Source organism: Convivina praedatoris, from assembly GCF_933208495.1.
In the GTDB taxonomy this organism is placed as follows: domain Bacteria; phylum Bacillota; class Bacilli; order Lactobacillales; family Lactobacillaceae; genus Convivina; species Convivina praedatoris.
On sequence record NZ_CAKOET010000004.1, the window covers coordinates 150,289 to 168,767 of the forward strand.

18 protein-coding genes and 1 tRNA gene are annotated in these 18,479 nt (G+C 40.0%); 1 reads left to right on the forward strand and 18 read right to left on the reverse strand.

Going from position 1 to position 18,479, the window contains the following annotated elements; all coding sequences use genetic code 11:
- Positions 1 to 89 precede the first annotated feature (89 nt).
- From M4974_RS05145 to upp, 4 genes are all read right to left on the reverse strand, one after another.
- On the reverse strand, positions 90 to 1,475 hold the full coding sequence (locus M4974_RS05145; protein ID WP_248715798.1) for a KxYKxGKxW signal peptide domain-containing protein: 1,386 nt from the start codon (positions 1,473 to 1,475) through the stop codon (positions 90 to 92).
- A 65-nt stretch (positions 1,476 to 1,540) separates the two neighbouring features.
- A complete protein-coding gene (locus M4974_RS05150; RefSeq protein WP_248706325.1) occupies positions 1,541 to 4,288 on the reverse strand; it encodes an NEAT domain-containing protein in 2,748 nt (915 codons plus the stop codon).
- A gap of 168 nt (positions 4,289 to 4,456) precedes the next feature.
- Positions 4,457 to 5,857, reverse strand: coding sequence for a D-alanyl-D-alanine carboxypeptidase family protein (locus M4974_RS05155; protein ID WP_248706324.1), 1,401 nt, complete (start codon positions 5,855 to 5,857; stop codon positions 4,457 to 4,459).
- A gap of 17 nt (positions 5,858 to 5,874) precedes the next feature.
- Positions 5,875 to 6,504 (reverse strand): uracil phosphoribosyltransferase, encoded by a 630-nt coding sequence (upp, locus tag M4974_RS05160; protein ID WP_089940418.1) that lies wholly within the window; start codon positions 6,502 to 6,504, stop codon positions 5,875 to 5,877.
- Between the two features lie 126 nt (positions 6,505 to 6,630).
- On the opposite strand from upp, the gene M4974_RS05165 reads away from it, so the two are divergent.
- Positions 6,631 to 6,703: transfer RNA gene (locus M4974_RS05165), tRNA-Arg, on the forward strand.
- 259 nt (positions 6,704 to 6,962) lie between these two features.
- Here M4974_RS05165 and mscL read toward each other — a convergent pair.
- The 14 genes from mscL to M4974_RS05235 all read right to left on the reverse strand — a co-directional run bounded on the left by mscL (position 6,963) and on the right by M4974_RS05235 (position 18,465).
- On the reverse strand, positions 6,963 to 7,346 hold the full coding sequence (gene mscL / locus M4974_RS05170) for a large-conductance mechanosensitive channel protein MscL (protein ID WP_248715799.1): 384 nt from the start codon (positions 7,344 to 7,346) through the stop codon (positions 6,963 to 6,965).
- 89 nt (positions 7,347 to 7,435) lie between these two features.
- Positions 7,436 to 7,582 carry a hypothetical protein gene (locus M4974_RS05175; protein ID WP_248706290.1) on the reverse strand — a complete coding sequence of 49 codons (147 nt, stop codon included), beginning with the start codon at positions 7,580 to 7,582 and terminating at the stop codon, positions 7,436 to 7,438.
- 175 nt (positions 7,583 to 7,757) lie between these two features.
- Positions 7,758 to 8,621: a peptidoglycan amidohydrolase family protein gene (locus M4974_RS05180; protein WP_248715800.1), complete on the reverse strand. Its 864-nt coding sequence runs from the start codon at positions 8,619 to 8,621 to the stop codon at positions 7,758 to 7,760.
- Positions 8,621 to 9,028 (reverse strand): phage holin, LLH family, encoded by a 408-nt coding sequence (locus M4974_RS05185; RefSeq protein WP_248715801.1) that lies wholly within the window; start codon positions 9,026 to 9,028, stop codon positions 8,621 to 8,623. Before M4974_RS05185 ends, M4974_RS05180 begins: the two co-directional genes overlap by 1 nt.
- 22 nt (positions 9,029 to 9,050) lie before the next feature.
- Entirely contained in the window at positions 9,051 to 9,335 is a 285-nt protein-coding gene (locus M4974_RS05190; RefSeq protein WP_248715802.1) for a DUF3450 domain-containing protein, read from the reverse strand.
- Positions 9,328 to 9,729, reverse strand: coding sequence for a hypothetical protein (locus M4974_RS05195; protein ID WP_248715803.1), 402 nt, complete (start codon positions 9,727 to 9,729; stop codon positions 9,328 to 9,330). Before M4974_RS05195 ends, M4974_RS05190 begins: the two co-directional genes overlap by 8 nt.
- 8 nt (positions 9,730 to 9,737) lie before the next feature.
- The gene (locus tag M4974_RS05200; protein ID WP_248715804.1) at positions 9,738 to 10,097 is read right to left on the reverse strand and encodes a hypothetical protein; all 360 of its coding nucleotides are present in this window, start codon (positions 10,095 to 10,097) and stop codon (positions 9,738 to 9,740) included.
- A 10-nt stretch (positions 10,098 to 10,107) separates the two neighbouring features.
- Positions 10,108 to 11,250 carry a BppU family phage baseplate upper protein gene (locus tag M4974_RS05205; protein ID WP_248715805.1) on the reverse strand — a complete coding sequence of 381 codons (1,143 nt, stop codon included), beginning with the start codon at positions 11,248 to 11,250 and terminating at the stop codon, positions 10,108 to 10,110.
- Between the two features lie 11 nt (positions 11,251 to 11,261).
- Positions 11,262 to 11,648, reverse strand: coding sequence for a hypothetical protein (locus M4974_RS05210; RefSeq protein ID WP_248715806.1), 387 nt, complete (start codon positions 11,646 to 11,648; stop codon positions 11,262 to 11,264).
- Complete coding sequence (locus M4974_RS05215; RefSeq protein ID WP_248715807.1) at positions 11,645 to 11,893, reverse strand: hypothetical protein; 249 nt, start codon at positions 11,891 to 11,893, stop codon at positions 11,645 to 11,647. The genes M4974_RS05210 and M4974_RS05215 overlap by 4 nt, the downstream gene beginning before the upstream one ends.
- Positions 11,894 to 12,985 carry a prophage endopeptidase tail family protein gene (locus tag M4974_RS05220; RefSeq protein ID WP_248715808.1) on the reverse strand — a complete coding sequence of 364 codons (1,092 nt, stop codon included), beginning with the start codon at positions 12,983 to 12,985 and terminating at the stop codon, positions 11,894 to 11,896.
- On the reverse strand, positions 12,986 to 13,816 hold the full coding sequence (locus M4974_RS05225; RefSeq protein ID WP_248715809.1) for a phage tail domain-containing protein: 831 nt from the start codon (positions 13,814 to 13,816) through the stop codon (positions 12,986 to 12,988). It lies immediately after the preceding gene.
- A 10-nt stretch (positions 13,817 to 13,826) separates the two neighbouring features.
- Positions 13,827 to 18,293: a tape measure protein gene (locus M4974_RS05230; RefSeq protein WP_248715810.1), complete on the reverse strand. Its 4,467-nt coding sequence runs from the start codon at positions 18,291 to 18,293 to the stop codon at positions 13,827 to 13,829.
- Entirely contained in the window at positions 18,277 to 18,465 is a 189-nt protein-coding gene (locus M4974_RS05235; protein WP_248715811.1) for a hypothetical protein, read from the reverse strand. The genes M4974_RS05230 and M4974_RS05235 overlap by 17 nt, the downstream gene beginning before the upstream one ends.
- Positions 18,466 to 18,479: the final 14 nt, after the last annotated feature.

Below are 18,479 nucleotides of genomic sequence, written 5' to 3' on the forward strand. Positions count from 1 at the left end.
TATAAAAAAGACCAGCCAGTGCTGGTCTTTTTTATTGCTCTTTTATCAAGTGAAAAAACACCCCAAGGTGTTTTTTCACTAAATTCTTATTAGTGCTTACGACGGTAAGTCATATAAGCAACAGCACTAGTCAAGCCTAAGGCTGCAAGAATCATAGCAACTGTGTTGTTGTTAGCGGCTTCTTGGGCAGTCTTTGGCAAAGCTGAAGTGGTTGTCGTCTTAGCTGCAGGAGCTTGTTGCCCCTTGTGGGCAACTGGAGTCGTTGCAGCTGAAGATGTGCTAGTTCCCTTTGTGTCAGTACCAGCATTAACGCTGCCACTTTCTGAAGTTGAAACTGCACTTGACTTTGAATCAGTCTTGGACTGTGAATCGACAGTTGAACTTGGCATAGTTGAACCACCGTTGTTAGTAGTCCACGAAGATTCGTCAGCCTTGAAATCAAAGGCTTTACCATCCATAGTCGTCATGTTAGTAATAACCAACTTGGCTTCTTCGCTTTGGAAGTAAGTAACCTTCATGTCGATTGGTGACTTTACAGCTGAAGCTGGCAAAGTTACTGACCAAACACGACCATTACGAGTAGCTTCAACACCGTTGAAAGTCCATGACTTCAACATACCTGACAAAGCGTTACCATCACCAAAAGATGAACCATTACCGAAGGTAAATGACAAAGTCACGTTCTTACGATCAGCACTGTAAACCACCTTGGCAGGCTTCTCAAACATCTTGTCCATGACAGAGGCTTCGGAACTGTTTTCCTTAACCATCTTGAATTCAGCTTTGTATTCAGTGCTTTGGGCAGCAGTTGAAGTACTTGCAGCACTAGTTGAAGGTGCTGGGGTTGCACTAGTAGAAGCAGAAGGCTTTTGACTTTCACTAGCAGTTGAAGTCTTTGGCGCTTCAGAAGCTGAAGCTGAGGTCTTCGGAGCTTCAGAAGTTGAGGTGCTACCACCATTAACTGGAGTAAATTGGTTAACAGCATGAAAATCAGCATTTTGAGTTGATCCAAGAGCTGAAACACTCATAATAATAGTTTTATTGAAATCATCCTTTGGCAAAGTAACAGAAATATTGTTACCTGACGCTGTCACTGGCTTGCCATTAAAGGTCATGGTCTTAACCAAGTTGTTATACATAGTTGCGTTGGTTCCTGATAATTCACCGGCAGGAGCCAAAGTCAAAGTTGCTTGATCACCCTTCAAAGTGATAGTTGCTGGGTTAGCAAAAATACCTTGCATTTGCGAAAGATTTTGGGTGCTACCAGTTTCCATAATGGCAAATGGCATTGTATAAGTACCATCGGCATATCCATTGATACTTTGTTGTGCTTGAACAGCAGCAGTATCGGCTGATGCGACTGGACTAGTGGCAGCGACAGTAGCAGCACCCATACCAAGGGCTACGACACCAGCAGTCAACCACAATTTACCGGCCTTGAACATCTTCACGTGTTGCTTTACTTGCTTATTCATAAAAGTTTCCTCCTAAATACACTTTCACTTGTATTCAGTATACCACAATGATTATTTTATGAATTCTACTTTTTGCGACGGTTAAGACTGGCACCAGCACTAATGCCAAAGAAGGCCAAGGCAGTTGCTAGCACTGCAGCAGAGGCATTGAGACTAGTTTGACTAGTTTTTGGCAAGGACTGGGCACTAGTATTGGCTGATGGGTAGCTACCAGTTAGGGGCGCTACCGCACTATTGATTTGTGGAAAATCAACTACTGTAGCTGCCGATGAAGTTGATTGGGCACTACCATTCACAATTGCCGAATTATTGGTTGACTTGCTACCTTGGTGGGTAGCATCAGACTGTGAATTAGGTGTGATATCGCTAGGAATTTGACTATCAGCCCCCGAATCATCCATATTCCAATCCTTTAAGTAAAGATCAGCTTCTTCCGTTTGGAAGTAAGTTACCTTCATATGAATGGCGTTCTTCAAAGCGTTACTTGGTAAAGTTACCGTCCAGTTACGGCCATCACGCACGGCGGGCACGCCATTGAAAGTCCATTCTTTCAACATGTTAGCCAACAAATCACCACTACCAAAAGTAGTATCCCCCTGAGTAAAGGTAAAGGTCAAAGTGGCTTGCTTCCCGTCGGCACTAATAACAACCTTAGCGGGTTTATCAAACATCTTATCCATAACGGATGGCTCAGCGGTACCAGACTTCTTCATACTGTAATCAGCAGAGTAAGTGCCAGGAACAATGGCCTTTTTAGCATTTTGGCTATTAGTGACTTGAGATTCACTAGTAGTTGAGTTGCTAATACTGTTTGACTTAGAATCTGAACCTTGTGAAGCCGGAGTTGTACTAGTTGAAGTGCCAGTTGACTTACTGTTGGAATCACTGGATTGGTTATCAGAAGCTGTTGATTGACTGTTAGTACTTTGTGAAGCTTGACTAGTTGGCACTGAAGGGGTTTGACTAGTCGAGTTATTAGATGGTTTGTCTGGTGCCACAAAGGCTGGCACTGCATCTAGGTATAATTCTGCTTGCTCAGTTTGGAAATAACTTACTTCCATCAGAATCATCTTATTAAGATCCGTAGTTGGCAAAGTTACTGTCCAGTCCAAGCCGTTCTTTTGAGCGGGTACGCCATTAAACTTCCAATAATGCAACATATCTGATAGGGCTTGGCCATTACCAAATGATGAACCGCTATTAGCAAAACTAAAAGTCAAAGTTGCATTTTGTCCATCAGCACTGTAAACCAACTTGGCTGGTTGAGAAACCATCTTAGCCATAACTGAAGGTTGATTACTACCATCATGGCGAATCATCTTATAGCTAATTTCATGGCTGTTAACACTATTGTTATCAGTTGTTGATTGACTAGTTGAGCCTTGACTGTCTGATACTGTCGAGTCGCTGATCTGGCTAGTTGTGTCTTGGCTGTCAGAAGTCGTTGAATCGCTGGTTTGGCTAGTTGAAGCTGCTTTTTGACTATTAACTTGGCTCAAACTGGTACTAATAGACTCACTCACAGAGGTACTTTGCTTGGCACTAAGCGCTTCACTCAAACTAGTTGAAGCACTTGCTACTTTACTTTGACTTTCACTCTGACTTTGGTCAACACTATTAGATTTGCTTAGTGAATCACTTTGTTGTTCACTAACTTTTTGACTCAAACTAGCTCTAGCAGACTGGCTTTCACTACCTGCCTTACTTGAGCTTAAACTAATTGATTCTTTTAGGGTTGTACTAGTAATGATTGATTGACTTGCTGATTCACTAGTTTTTGTGCTGGCCTGGGTACTAGCGGATAACGAAGTAACATCCACAAAAGCAGGCATTTTATCCATAAGTAACTGAGCCTGTTCAACTTGGAAGTAACTCACCTCCATGAGGATGGCCTTATCTAGATCCTTAGTTGGCAAAGTCACTGTCCAATCTAAGCCATTTTTAGTAGCTGGGACATTATTAAATTTCCAATAATGCAGCATATCCGATAGCGCTTGTCCGTTACCAAATGCTGAACCACTATTGGAAAAACTAAAGGTCATGGTAACGTTTTTACCATCGGCGCTATAAAAAACCTTAGCCGGCTGGGCAATCATCTTAGACATCACTGATGGAGTCTTAGGATCATCAAAGCGCATCATCTGAAAGCCAACATCATGCTTATTGACATCACTGTTAGGCGCAGCAGATTGGCTAATTGGCGCTACTGAATCACTAGCAGTACTAGTACTAGCTGACGTTTTGCTATCAGAAATAGTAGCGGTACTTGTTTGACTAGCTGTACTAGTGGAGTCAGAGGCCGCCTTAACTAAAGTTGCCGACTTAAAATTAAAATCAGCCTGTTGATGGTGTGGATAAGCAACATCCATCTTAATAGTTGAAGCAAGAGCTGCCTTATCCAGCGTAACGGAACGGGTAATACCACTCTTTTGTGATTCCACCCCGTTAAAGGTCCACGAGGTCAACATATCAGACAACTGTGCTGCCGTAGTAAACATTGAATCATTGAAGGTAAAGGTCATGGTAATTTGATTACCATTAACCACTGCCGTAGCTGGATTACCAAACATCGACTGCATCATGGATGGCGTGGTTTTACCACTTTCATTCATAACGTAGTTAATTTGATATTCACCATCAGCTAATTGCATTGGATCATCAGCACTGCTCGTACTAGTAACTTCAGCGGCCAGCGCTGGTGTATTGACTTGGGTAGCTGATACCGCTCCCAAAGTAGCTACCGTAACCCCGGCTGTTAACCATAGTTTCCCGGCCTTGAACATCTTCACTCGATGTGTTTCTTTTTGAACCATTTCCTTCTCCTCACATATCTAATTCCAAATAAAAATTCAACAGTAGTATACCATATTTTAATGGATAAAATGCCCATATAAAGCTTGTTTATCAAGCGATAAGGAGGGTAACTTTCCTAATAAAAGAAATCGGTCTACCTGAAATATTCAGATAAACCGATAGAAACCTTACGAATAAACAAAGAGCCAATTAAAACATCGTTGCCACCAGGCAGCTGTCGCTTCATTTTGAGTACTGATCATCGCTAAACCTCGATCAGTTTTTTGACTATTAGGAATATACTCTGTTTTTAAAGCCGGTGTCAATTTCACTATCCTTTGACCATTCTTAACAGGGGCCTGATTAATTTTGTTTGGCGGATAAACACCTAAATTAGATGACTGAGCTTCCTTAGGAACCCAATAAGTTTTCGTTTCTTGCACAACAACCGCTGTTTTGCCAGTTTTTACTGCTGAATTAACGACTGTACCAGCTCCAGCAATGGTCTGACCAGCAGTAAAAGTACAAGGCACAGTATGTTCTAAGACTTCATTAGCCACATCAACGGTATATTGGTAACGTTCAATTTGGTCCGTGTAACGCCCGGCACCACTGACAACCGTAATCAATTCATGACCAGCACGATCCTTTAACAAACCAGTAAATGCACCCCCAGAATCAGGAGTTGAGCCGGTTTTTAAGCCTTCAAATTTAAAATTATCAGCATTATGTAAATTCGGTAAAACCTGTTGTTTAAACTTAGAGTACTCAGTTTGAGCAATCTTATTTACATCCGGCGTCGGGTGATAAACTAAGCCCAACTTTTGATAGTACTCTCGCAAACTAGGATCCATTTTCAAATCCTGCCAAGCCAAGGTAGCTAATTGCGTGACCGTTGCCTTATTTTCAGCGTTTGGCTGGGCATTTTTCACCTCAAAATCAAAGGCATCTCGATTAACCTGACCAGCAGCGTTGTACCATTTAGAACCTGTTAAATGTAATTCATCAGCCCACTGCTGCAGTTCTGCTTGCTGGCTTTTATCTTTAGGTTTAACGTACTCAGCTAAAGCCAAGGCTGCATCATTAGCCGAACTGGTAAACATTGCACCATATAACGCCCGAACAGCAATTGCTTGGCCTGCATGAATATCCAGATGAGCATACGTATCCGAATCTTTATTCGACCAATCCGTATGCTGATTAATGGGTACCTTGTCACTCCACTTAATTTGCCCCCGTTCAACTGCTCGCAAGACACCATAAGCTGTTAACATCTTAGTTTGTGAGGCAATCCCAACTAATTGATTAGCATCTTTTTGTCCCAAAATTTGACCCGTCTTGGCATCAATAACTATCGCATACTTGGCTTTAGTGTGTAACGTAATCGGTTGAGCTGTAGCAACCCTCTGAGTTGGCTTAACTGGTCGTTGCTGGTAAAAAAGCAATCCTAAACCCACACAAAAAAGGCCGAGCAGAGCCAGGCCTAAGACGATTATCTTGCCCCTACTACGGTCTGAAGATTGTGTGTGCCTATCAAAAAGTTGCAAACGGGTCTTTTGTGTTGGCCCTTGATTAGACTCTTTATTCATGTTCTCTGTATCCTAAATTAATGGGTACCGAAGAGTCGATCACCAGCATCCCCAAGACCAGGCACGATATAGCCCTGGTCGTTTAGTCCTTCATCAATTGAAGCAGTAAAAATATCAACATCAGGATGCTCAGCCAAAACGGCCTCAACCCCTTCTGGAGCTGAAACTAAGGTAATTAACTTAATTTTTTGAGCGCCACGGGCCTTTAAAGCACTAATGGCATCCCGAGCTGACCCACCCGTAGCTAACATTGGATCAACTAATAATACTTCACGACTTTGGATATCTTCCGGTAACTTAATGAAATATTCGACTGGCTCTAAACTTTCTTCGTCGCGATACATCCCAATATGCCCCACTTTAGCAGCTGGGATTAATTCCAAAATACCATCAACCATGCCTAATCCAGCCCGCAAAATCGGCACCACGGCTAATTTTTTACCCGTTAGTTGCTTTTGCGTAGTATGGGCAACTGGCGTGTCAAAACTAATATCTTCTAGCGGAAGATCTCGACTAGCCTCATAGGTTAGTAACATCGCCAATTCATCGACTAGCGCCCGAAAATCTTTTGTACCGACCTCTTTATGCCGAATCATTGTCAACTTATGTTGAATTAGAGGATGCTTAACTTCGTATACTTTACCCATTGTTTTTCTGGCTACTCAAGTTTGCCAGCTCCTTTCTAGATTGCTTCTTAAATTATTATATCAAAAAGCAGCCGCTCCTTATGACGATTGTCATTATTTTTAATTTTGGGTATAATGACAAAGTTCGCGTCTATAGTTTAACGGGATAAAACGAGGACCTCCTAAGTCTTTGCTCCCAGTTCGAGTCTGGGTGGACGCATAAAACATGTTGATATATCAACATTTACAAGCAATCCACACGACTTTTGCACGAATATGATAAAAGCACCCCAATTACAATCAGGTAATCAGGGTGTGTTTTGTTATTAAAGACCAATTCATTTTAGTTAGAGAAACTTGAATAATATGGTTATGTATATTATATCAAATATGTACGGGCCGCAGCCCTTAAGTTAGTCATAATTTAATAGACTATTGCTGTCGCTCCAGATAACGCCGTAACGCTTAATAAACTAAAATTATTTGTTTTTAGAAAGCAAATCACGGATTTCTTCAAGCACTACAAGCTGAGGATCAGGTCCCTTATCCACCTTCTTAGGCTTGATTAAATACTTGTTTATCAATTTAACCATGACAAACACTACCAAGGCTATCAAGATAAAGTTTATTAAATCGTTTAAAAAGGCACCATAGTTAAATACTAAGCTATCTGTTACCTTAAGCTTCAATTCTGATAAATCAGTTCCTCGACCAGTAACCAGTCCCAAAATAGGATTGACTAAATTAGTAGTAAATGATTTAACAACCGCTGTAAAGGCAGACCCGATAATTACACCAATGGCTAAGTCAACAACATTACCTCTACTAATGAAGTCTTTAAATTCGCTTAAAAATTTCTTCACTGTCCCCTCCTTCAAAGTATGGTATTAATTTTTTACAATAAAAAAGCTCCGTTAAGGAACTTAATTACCTGCTAGAACACTTTTATTGATTATTTAAAAGCGTCTTTTGCCTTATCAGCTACATCTTTAGCAGCATCCTTAGCATCAGCCGCTACATCCTTAGCTTTACCTTGGACTTCCTTTGCCTTACCCGCAAGTTTGTCCTTAGTTGCATCTAATTTTTCTTCAAGTGACATATCATTTCCTCCTTTACACTTGATAATTTCAGTATACACAAAACGTTATAAAAAATTAATAAAAATAAATCATGGACCGACTTGCAAATTTAAAGCAAATACGCAACTTGGACCGCTATTTTTTAAACTGGTCTTTTTCAACCAGTTTAGATATGTACGGGCCGCAGCCCTTTTATTAATCGTGGTTCCAGAACTTATCAGCATCATACCAAATAATATCGTAGCCCTTGATGTACTCAATTCCTACCGCATTAACTTGCGTATCATAATCATCAATCGTGCCAGAGTTATACGTTGGCTTAAAGCGAACCACATCCCCAGCTTTGAAGTCTGACTGGCTTCCATTAACATTTTGTAGTAGTACCGCAGGAATACCATTGTCAGTCCAATCAAATGGTTCAGCAGTTAACTCATCAGCACGTACCTGGAAGATACCGTTCACACGCTGTGCGTCCGTTACAGTAAACTGTCCTCCAAGCACAAACTCATTGCCACCAGCCTTAAATTGGTCAATCGAAGTAGTCGGTGTTTCAGTCACAGGACGATCAATCGAAATAGGTTCATTTGAACTACCTACATAGTGGAAGAAATGATACTCTGGCTGGCCGTCAAGTCCCCAGTAGTAATCATGGTCAAGAACTACCACGGCCTCGTTCCAGCTACCTAGTGTGTAGTAGCACGAACTAATCTGATTAGATCCATCGACAAACATACCAGTATGGCAAGCACCGCCAGCCTGTTCTCCGTAATTTCCACCCCAGATATAAATATCACCAGCTTGTACTTGGTCGCCAGATACTTCAACAAATCCAGCAGCTTCCAAGTCTTGCTTCAAAGTACCGGTAAAGTGTGACCGCTTCAAATAGCTATCATCAATCGCACCAGCTTGATTCAACAACCAGTAAACAAAACCAGAGCAATCAAAGTAGGTCGTACCATCAGCACTTAGCCCATCACGCTTATCCCAATCCATTGAATAAGTAACACCATGTAACATGCTATAAGCTGCGTTTAAAGCTTTCTGTACATCATATCCCATTATTTAGCACCTCCATTTACAGGACCATTCACATAGTTCTTAATCGTTGGCAAGCCAACTTGTTCAGATTCATTGACATTTGAAGTTACCGATTCAGCATTGCTTGTGTGCAGGGCATTCACAGCCATCTCAATTGCTGCGCTAATCTGTTGTTCACTGAACTTACCAACTAAGTTGTTAGCTACTAGACGATTGCTAACGTAACTAATGGCCTTGTACTTCTTTTCAGTGCCAGATAGGTCGCTGTTTTCCAATGACCCGACGGCTTGGTCAACCCAACCTAAAAAGAGTTGCACGTTGTTGTTCTTTGTCTTAGACTTCAAAAATTTAACTACCCCGTGAACTACCGGAGCACCAAGTACAATCAATGTCCCAATCGTTGCAAGTGTATCTACTACGTTATTCATATTTACCTCCAAAATAAAAAGACTAAGCTTCCTTAGTCTGTGAATTTAATATCGCTATTTCTTTCTGTAATTGTCCAACTTGTTCGGTTAAGTTATCAATTACCTTGTTCTGATTATCGACCGTTTCTTTTAGCTGCTTGTTCTCGACTTGAAATTGAACAACTTGTTCTTTCAGGTCTCGAATTAGGTCGCTCTGGTCTTTAACCATGGAACTAAGTGTATCTTCATGTTTACCACGAAAACCTAAATAAGCGGTTACTATTGCGGCAAACGCACTAATAGCTGCCACAGTAACTGTATTATCCATTCTCGCCCCCTTTCAGCTTGTATGGTGGCTCTCGCTTAGCGATTAGCATAATGCGCAAAACTACCACACCAAACAGCAAAGGAACGATCGTAATATGATTATCTGATAAGTCGTCAAATAAAAAACTGGCAGTTAAAAACGTCCACATGAACGCCATAGCAGTCAGCAATATAATTCGAATTCTATACCAGTAAAAGTCCCACACAGCGTTTACTAATACCAGAATACCAAGTACTAGGAAAATCATGCCCGATGTGACATCGTCCGTCCAATCAAGAATAGGAGGTAACCGATGGTGTAACTGTTGGGACTGCACTAAGATAACTAGACCTAACATGATGGTTTCCCACGCCGTGATTATCATATCTTCATTTAATAAAATGTGCCGTTTCATATACCCTCCTAATTTGGCATTGGATCAGCCGTTAAATAACTGCCTGATGACCTAAAATAGTTACCAGCAACAACAGCCTGCGGCATATAGGTACCACCAGCATTATTAATTAGCATGGCACCGCTTGTACCGAATCCAACAACAGGTAATACTGCGATTGATTCAGGACGGTAACCCGTTGGAACGAGTCCGGAAAAATTACCTGTTTCTGCTGTTGCAAAACCGTTAGCCGTTACTATTACCAACGGGCCACTTCTAGAAAATGTAAATTTAACTCCATTAACTATTTTGCTTACCGACTTAAAAGTTAGCCCACTGGATAATGCAACAACATCGTCAGTAGTTACAAATGTATTTTTATCTGGCATTTATACCCCCCTACACAAATGATGGATAGAATGCAGCACCTTCTACGTTCATATTTTTAACATGCACAATTCCCCAGGCATCATCTTGTTTACCTGGATCATAGGCTGTATCAGTTCTAAACAATCTAATCAAGATATTGCCAGTAGTAGTTACTTTCACTTGAAATTCAAATGATAAGCGATAACTATATCCAACAACACCACTAGCGGCAGAAACAGCAATAATATAATCAGTAAGCGGCGGATTAATATTATTATTTAAACTAACGCCCGTTGACTGCCAGTCCCAAGAACTATCTCGCTCTGACAATGAACCATTGACATAAATCTGTACACCAATTGGGGTCTGATAAAACGTAACATGTACACCCCACAAAATGGCATCAAAGGTGTACATCAAATTTCTAGAAATACCTTCCGTTAATGCAATGGTCCCAAAAGTTTGTTTGTAATTGCTAAAGTCATTCCTACTAGTTACGTGAGCAGCGTTTGGGTCATTAGCCGTGTTGGCTGATAAGGCATTAGTGGCTACTCCTTGTAGTGAACCTTTAATTGGATTAGTAAAGGTATTGCTACCAGTGAAGGTATTATCATCCCCCTTAGATGCCAGGCCCTTACCATTAATCTGTGCGGTGACGTTATCGAGTGCCTGCTGTAGCAACTTAGTTGCCGTCTCCATGGCCTCTAGGTTTTGTGTTGCTCCCTTGAAACGACTATTAAACTCATCAATGACTTGCTGAACACCATCTAAATACAATTTAGACTGGCTCTGTGTAATCATGATGTTGTTTTCAATCACTTGAAAGCTAATCGGAATAGTAGACAAAACAGTCGTATTGTCATTAGCTTTAATCACAATGAATGCTTCCATCACGGGACCGGGCGCTTGATAAAACATGCCAGGAATAAGCAATGAAAAACGGCCAGTAGTGATTCCACTCGTGTCGTTCATGGTTGAAGCCGTTTTAACAACTCCAGCGCTATCCTTTACTTCTAACGTGACTGTCTTATTGGTCAAATCATAGTTAGATTGACCATTCTTAATCCATAGATGAACTTCACGGTTATTATCGCCTTGTCGGCCATTAAGTGCGTCCACAATCGTTGCTGAATTAGTGCTTAATTCCGTATTTAATTCAACGTATTTTGGCATTGAATTCTCCTTTATAAAATTTTACTGTCAGTTAAGACGGCTTGTAGTTGATCTAAAATGTTTTCCATCTTAGCTACTTGATTTAGATAGTTAGCCTGGACATTATCGCCATTAACTTGATTAATTTCCTTAAAATCGACTACATCAATGAAATTACCTAATTTATTGGTAAATCCATTGCCATTAGTCGTGGTAATCAACCAATTAATGCGATTTTTAGCCAAATAAAAAGCCCTCCACAATTGTTGGAAAGCTACTTCGTTATATTCAGTTTGACCAACGTTAAAAACAAATGTCGGAATATCATCAATAATTCCGGCCTTTTTTAATGCCAATGAATAACTATCATATCTACTTTTAATCGCACTTAGACGACTAATTAAACTATTAAAACTCATGTGGTCACCTTCGTCGTGATTAATCGGCCATCATCGTTAACCGTTAGTTTAAAGTTTGTCCCATTAGGAGAAACTAGTAACACTGAAGCAACTGATTTACCACCACTATCGCCAGAGGGAAATCCTTTATTAATAGCGTCAATCAGAACCTGTGGAACTCCGGTAATTGCTTTCCAATGAGTATAGGCATAGGCACGGTTACCAGAACTATCAGCATATTGAATAATAGGTGTACTATCTGACATTTAAACCTCCGATACCTTTCCAATAACCCACATATTCGTTTTAGTAGCTTCTCCGCCTCCATTAGCTGACATAGTGCCTTTTAACTCGGTAATTTCACGATTACGAGCATTGAAAGCGTCTAGGAAATTTTGACGAGTATTGTTTAAGCTAACTTGCATACTCCCAGGAAAGAACGGTGTATCAGTGATAGAAACAACTTGGACTTTAGTAGTTATACCTGATTCAGGAATAACTAACGTCCATTGTTCACCCTTACTAATATTTTGAGCTTGCGTAGTAATTGTTAGTGCTAAATCTGGTTGAGTCACTAACATTCGTTTAGCTGTGGCTACGTTGCCAGAAGTGTCATTGTTCTGATCGTTTTCAACTCGTTCTCCGTCCCTAATACCCCACTGCTTGATGGACTCCTCATCCGTCACATAAAACGGTTGAAACTGTGGTGTATCGTTTGTTGAGACAATCTGCACTCGATTGACAATATTAGAAGAATCATACTGCAACTGAACATCACTCGTATCGTGACGGTAATAATAAGCCTTACCAGTCTTTTTAACCCAGTTTGCTTCACTGAACAAATTAATGGTGTGATTATCTGGCACAATAGCGTAAATGCCAAAATTAGAAGAAATAGTACTTAATCCGTCTGTGACAGTACAGTTGCCAAAATCAGTTAACGTCTTGTGAGTATTTATATCGCCAAATACTTGATAATGATATTCAGGGGCCACACTCATCAGGAAATTTAGTGAATCCTGCAAGCTGTAAGATACATCCCCTTTTCTAACTTCGTTTTGACGTCGATTATTAAGCTGATAAAAAATATGTGTGGCAGTAACTTGAATAGTGTGTACGCCACCAGAATAGGTATCAGTAGCTTGTTTAATGATGTATTCTTGCCCGTCATATAACACACTGTTTTCAACCTGCAGCAGCGCAAACGACAAGCTACTGTCATCATAAGCAGTAAAGGTAACCTGATAGCTACTATTCTTTTCCCAAGTAGTTTGAAACGTTGAAAAATCAAGAGCAGTCAACGGTAATTTGGTTGTCTGGTCTCTGCTCCTGATAATAACTTTGCTGTTAGTATTCAACTAAAAATATAAGAATGGAAACGAAAAGGTAACATTAGCACCACTTAGACCAGATACAGTGATGTTATTGTTACCTTTTGCTAATACGATGTGGCTAAAGTCGGTATCAACTTGTCCAGCTTGTCCATTCTTAAAGAGGGTAATGCCATTCATTACAAGTTCATCGTTACCGCTTAAACTGGTATTAGCAGTAAAGCTAGTGCCATTAGTCTGATTAGTGACAACGACCGATGAACCGTTCCCCCTAATCTTAATAATTAAATCGTGGTGTTGAATATAGGGGTCAATTTCTAAATCACTAGGATTGTAGATATTAAATGAATTGCTAGAAAATGAATAACTTGGAAGATTGTCTAAATCAGGAATACCCATGCCAAAGTCTAGCTTATCTTGGTTACTAGCAATCTCATCACTTCTAAAAGGTGTGATTTTAGTTCCGCTAATTACCGTGAAAGTGAAATCAACTTGTCCATCGTCTGATTGACTAAGCGGTGTTATATCGGTCGGATTAGCCACCACCCACATTGCTTTACCTGGATTATCACTCGTTCTGATTCTCAAAGGAACACGAGCATATAATTCACGTTGCAAGGCCGACTTTGACAAATTAAAGTCCCCACGGTTTAACCCCTTAATCAATAACGAAACCGTCACAGTCGAACTATTGAATGCAATAGACTGCAAACGCTGGCCATCACTGCCAGTAATAGCTGTGTAGTTAGGATTCAACTGTGGAGCACCACTTCTAACCTCCAATAAGGTTACGGACGGTAGTCGAGCAGTTAAATCAATCTCTTCATGACCTTTTTTCATCACATATAATCGACTCATTTATTCCTCCTCAAATTGATTGATACTTACGCATAGCCGTATCTTGTGCCATTTGTTGATACAAAGCACGGTTGTCATGATTACCACTACTCAACATACTGTTCAATTGGTCTTGATTGATACCGACCATTTGCGCCATGAGCATGATTAATGTGTCTAACTTCTTGTTAGTCTCAGCGTTATCAACCGTAGTAGGTTGTTGACCATCTCGAGCTGCCATCGCTACGGCAGTTTTACCAAGTAACTCAAATCCACGGGCGGACTTCATCGAGTCCAAAGGGATAATCATTTCTGGCTTATTACCCTCAGCAATTTGAGCTATCTGATGGTTTGATACAAGACCACCGTTAGCATATCCATGTCCTTCACCAATACTTGGCATGTCTGGTCCATAGGTGTGCTTGATATAGTTAATAGCTGCTAACAAGTTATCGTAACCATTGAAGATGTTACCGTGACCAGGGAACGCATAAGCATTAAACGTAGAACTAATAGTTTGCATTAATCCTTTGGCTAAATCACCCGTTATTGTGTTGATATCTGTATATCCGCCCTGGGTAACAGTCTCATCACCATTAGATTCGGTAGCGATCTGGCGCATAATCTTATCTACTGCCCAACTTTCGGTACTCATACCGTTTTCTTTCAGGGCATCGACTACTTGACTACGCCAACGTTCGACACCGGCACCACCAGGAGCCGAGCGAGACATGCTCTTTTTGACTTCTTCCAGGCCTTTTTTAAACCAATCAGCAATCGGATTGTAGAGGTTATCCCAGACACCGTGAGCCATATCGCCAAAATTGTGTAGGCCAGAATACATACTATCAGTGGCCTTAGTAATCATATTGACTACATTCTTAAGTGGGTCTTTTAGGAAACTAGTAACAGCTTCAAACTTATCACCGATCCAGCTAGATACATCGTTAAATGCCCCCTTACCCCAGTCAATAACATCGCCAACAATTCCACCACTGGCATACTTCGTCACACCGGCAGCGTTCATAATCTGTTTTGTTTGTTCGCCATTATAAATACGGGTACCAACTGGCAATGGCAAGACATGGTCACGCTTGTTAGACATCTTTAACTGGCCGTCTGGTAATTGAATGAGCTCCTTCCAATTCTCACCTTTACCATCATTAATCATCGACATACGAGTCTTAACAATACCACCACGCTCAAAATGTACAGGTTCTAAATGATGAATACTCGTTTCGTGGCCGGTAAAGAACTTCCAAACATTATCAATAGCGTCAACACCTTGGTTAATGATACTAATAACGCCGTCCATTCCTTTTTTGGCAAAGCTTTTAATATCTCCCCAGATTGAACCAAAGAAGTCAGAAAATGAACGCCACATATTATTCCAGACTTTACCAATGCTATCTAGCACACTTGAAATAGTGTCATGAATACCGTTGATGGCATCGCTACCGGTTTTAGTAATCCACTTCCAAATGCCAGAGAAAAACGAACTGATTGAGTTCCAGATATTCTCCCAAGTCTTTTGGATATTACGGATAGTGGTTGTAATGATGTCTGATAACCACTTAATAATTGGCTCAAAGAACTTAACGATACCGTTCCAGATAGACTTGAAGTAATCTGTGACACCATCCCAACATTTATTCCAAACCTTTCCAATTGGTGCCAACATCTTGCCTAATGTTTTAACTCCGGCAGAAAGTATTTTCCAAATACCATTCCAAAAATCATTAAAAATACTTATAGAGCCCTTAATGAAAGAACTAAATATTTTAGAATATCCAGCCAATATTACCTTTATATCTTTACCAATAGCTTTCCAGTTTCCTGTAAAAATATGGTAAATAAGCTTCATTGTACTTGTAATAACTTTGGCAGCGCCGGACAATACGCCTATAACTGTCTTAAATACATCAGCAAATATTTTTGCAACGGGTACAATAGCAGCAATAAGCATTGAAATAGCTACTCGAATACCAGTAAAGGCAACTCCAAAGGCAATACCTAGCGGTATTAAGGCTACTGTAATGGTTGTTTTAAACACATCTGCTATTACTTTTCCAAATTGTTTAAACTCTTTTTGATGTTCCTTTAGAAATTTATTAACACCAGAAAATATATTTCCAAAAAACTTACCAAATTCAGATAGACCATGTTGTATTTCCTTTGTATCTACTGAAAATTCTTTTTTTACATTACCCCACGCCTTATTGAATTCTTTACCAACACCACTAAATATTTGGCCAACGCCTTTAAATGAACCTTTAAGTTCTTTATTAATGTCTTTACCAATGGGATTGAACGCTTTAGATATTTTTTTACCAATATCTCCAACGGATTTACCAATCTTTTTACCAGCATCAGCTAGTGATTTAAAGATACCATCGACAAATTTCTTAAACTTGGCATTGTGCTTATAAAGTTCGTATAAACCAACCCCAAGAGCAACTAAAGCAGTTACTATAAGTCCAATTGGATTTCCGATTACCAATCCTTTGAGTGCTAGTCCAAACCCTTTAACAGCAGTGGTAGTTTTTTGAATAATCGACATTCCGGTTAAGGCTGTTTTAAAAGATCTTATTACACCAATAGCTGCTCTGGCTGTCTCAAAACCTCTAAACGCCGATAACGTCCCTTTAATTGCTAGATTAACGCCTAATATAGAACCAGCTAATATCTTGAACGTTGTGGGGTTTTTAGATGCAAATGATCCTAGAGATTCTAATAGTGGCAAAGCTATTTTTAGAGTGGTTCCCATAACTCCAAAACCGGTTTTACTTAGCTCTGCGACCATTTTAAAGAAATTTTGAATATCTTTAGCGTGATTAGCTATATAATTTCCAAACTGCTCAATCTTTTTAGTAGCTGTTTCCATAGCGCTATTTGCAAAATCAGTAAAATCTTTTGATTTAAACTGTGAAGAAAACGCTTGAGAAACAACGTTAAATGACTTACTAATCTGTTTGCCTAGCTTATCGAATTCTTTAACGGTACGTTCATCAGCTACCCATTTTGAAACAGATTCAAATAACGGATTCTTGGTATTAAGGATAGGTTCTGTTAATGAGCCTATCAGCATCTTGCTCTGTGACTTAATACGACGTTGCATACCGGTAAAGGTACCCATCATGTTTTCACTGGCATCTTTATACTTATCGCCCAGCTCATTCATGACCTTGGTAGCATCTTCAGCAGATATCTTTCCATCAGACATTTGCTTACGCAGTTCGGCCATTGTTAACTGTGAATTATGTTGAACTTCTTTTTCATATTCAAGTAACTTTTCACCATACATTGGCAATTGGTCAGTGATCATATTAAAATCACCAAGCTGCATTTTAGAAGAAGTCATCATGTGAGTGAAATTAAGTCCCAAGCGTTGGACTTCTTCGTTATTCATTCCCAATGTATCAGCCATTGTCAGCATTGACTTAGTTAACTGTTCAGTCGGTTCTTTTTGATTGAATACATGGTAAAACTGTTGATCTAATTCATTGACTACATCGCTAGATTGACCAAATGCAGTAGACATGTTGTTAATAGACTTAACCATATCTTTTCCCTTGTCGGCACTATCAGTCAGTGTCGTCCAAGTAGCATTCATTACCTGTTGTTCTTTATTGTAGTCATTAGCCGACCGAACCATGTCAGATAAGTGTGTTTGAACTGATGTTAATGTGTTAGTAAACGCACTAGCAGCCACATTACCAAGAAAAATAGTCCTGAAATGATGGTTAGTTTTATTTAACAGTTCGTTAGTTTTGTTTAACTGCTCTCTTAAATTAGCCAGCTTACCAGTGTCAATATGAATGCCTTGATGGTTAAGATCTTTAATCTTAGAAGTAGTTTCCGCAATCTTTGCTGACATTTCAGCCACACGCAATTCTTGTTTTTTATAAGAACTACTGTTTTTGTCGCCAGCTTCAGCTAGTTTATTTAATTCTGACTTTTGAACGTCAAGAATTTTGTTGTAGTTAACTCTAACCGAGTGTAGCTGTTCCAGCCGTGCTTTTTGAGCTTCTTCAGTCTTACCTTCGGCTTCTAGCTTGCGTACTCTAGCGTCAGTCAAATCGTTTGAGTGCTTAATATCATCGTTAAGCTTAGCCAATCCAGATGACTGATACTTATAGGACTGGGTAGCTTTGTCTAACTGACCTTGATAGCTGTTTAACTGTCGTTCGGCTTTTGCTAATTCCTGAGTTAAATAGCTTTGTAGCTTCTGACCTTTTTCGGTGCTGGTGTTGGTGTTTTCCAACGCACCTTTTAAGGCCGTGACCTTTTCACGCTGCTTATCAACGGTGCTGGATAATCCCTCATAGCGAGCCTTAGAAGCATTAGCACTATCTCCAGCAGCCTTGAGTTGATTCTCTTGAATTTTCCACTCGTTATTAGAGTTCTTAACTTCTTGGGTTAAGTCCTTCAATGACTTTTTAGCGTTAGTAACGTCTAAAGATATGTTAGTCGCCATCTCATTAGTTATCTTTGCCATTAGTTAACCTCCTTTCTGTGCCCTGCACGTTATTAGGGTCAATACCCAATTCTTGCAAATATCCAGTAACACCTTGTGGCCTATCTTCTTTAGCTTGCGCCGACATTACTTCTAACATTAAATAGTAGTCCTGTGCTTCGTATTCTTCGGGCATAACATGCCAATTAATCATGGCCTGCTGTTCAT

Excerpts from the sequence above, each read along its gene's own strand:
- M4974_RS05145 (WP_248715798.1), bottom strand. The coding sequence starts at position 1,475 with ATGAATAAGCAAGTAAAGCAACACGTGAAGATGTTCAAGGCCGGTAAA.
- M4974_RS05150 (WP_248706325.1), bottom strand. The coding sequence starts at position 4,288 with ATGGTTCAAAAAGAAACACATCGAGTGAAGATGTTCAAGGCCGGGAAA.
- M4974_RS05155 (WP_248706324.1), bottom strand. The coding sequence starts at position 5,857 with ATGAATAAAGAGTCTAATCAAGGGCCAACACAAAAGACCCGTTTGCAA.
- upp (WP_089940418.1), bottom strand. The coding sequence starts at position 6,504 with ATGGGTAAAGTATACGAAGTTAAGCATCCTCTAATTCAACATAAGTTG.
- M4974_RS05175 (WP_248706290.1), bottom strand. The coding sequence starts at position 7,582 with ATGTCACTTGAAGAAAAATTAGATGCAACTAAGGACAAACTTGCGGGT.
- M4974_RS05180 (WP_248715800.1), bottom strand. The coding sequence starts at position 8,621 with ATGGGATATGATGTACAGAAAGCTTTAAACGCAGCTTATAGCATGTTA.
- M4974_RS05185 (WP_248715801.1), bottom strand. The coding sequence starts at position 9,028 with ATGAATAACGTAGTAGATACACTTGCAACGATTGGGACATTGATTGTA.
- M4974_RS05190 (WP_248715802.1), bottom strand. The coding sequence starts at position 9,335 with ATGGATAATACAGTTACTGTGGCAGCTATTAGTGCGTTTGCCGCAATA.
- M4974_RS05195 (WP_248715803.1), bottom strand. The coding sequence starts at position 9,729 with ATGAAACGGCACATTTTATTAAATGAAGATATGATAATCACGGCGTGG.
- M4974_RS05200 (WP_248715804.1), bottom strand. The coding sequence starts at position 10,097 with ATGCCAGATAAAAATACATTTGTAACTACTGACGATGTTGTTGCATTA.
- M4974_RS05205 (WP_248715805.1), bottom strand. The coding sequence starts at position 11,250 with ATGCCAAAATACGTTGAATTAAATACGGAATTAAGCACTAATTCAGCA.
- M4974_RS05210 (WP_248715806.1), bottom strand. The coding sequence starts at position 11,648 with ATGAGTTTTAATAGTTTAATTAGTCGTCTAAGTGCGATTAAAAGTAGA.
- M4974_RS05215 (WP_248715807.1), bottom strand. The coding sequence starts at position 11,893 with ATGTCAGATAGTACACCTATTATTCAATATGCTGATAGTTCTGGTAAC.
- M4974_RS05225 (WP_248715809.1), bottom strand. The coding sequence starts at position 13,816 with ATGAGTCGATTATATGTGATGAAAAAAGGTCATGAAGAGATTGATTTA.
- M4974_RS05230 (WP_248715810.1), bottom strand. The coding sequence starts at position 18,293 with ATGGCAAAGATAACTAATGAGATGGCGACTAACATATCTTTAGACGTT.
- M4974_RS05235 (WP_248715811.1), bottom strand. The coding sequence starts at position 18,465 with ATGATTAATTGGCATGTTATGCCCGAAGAATACGAAGCACAGGACTAC.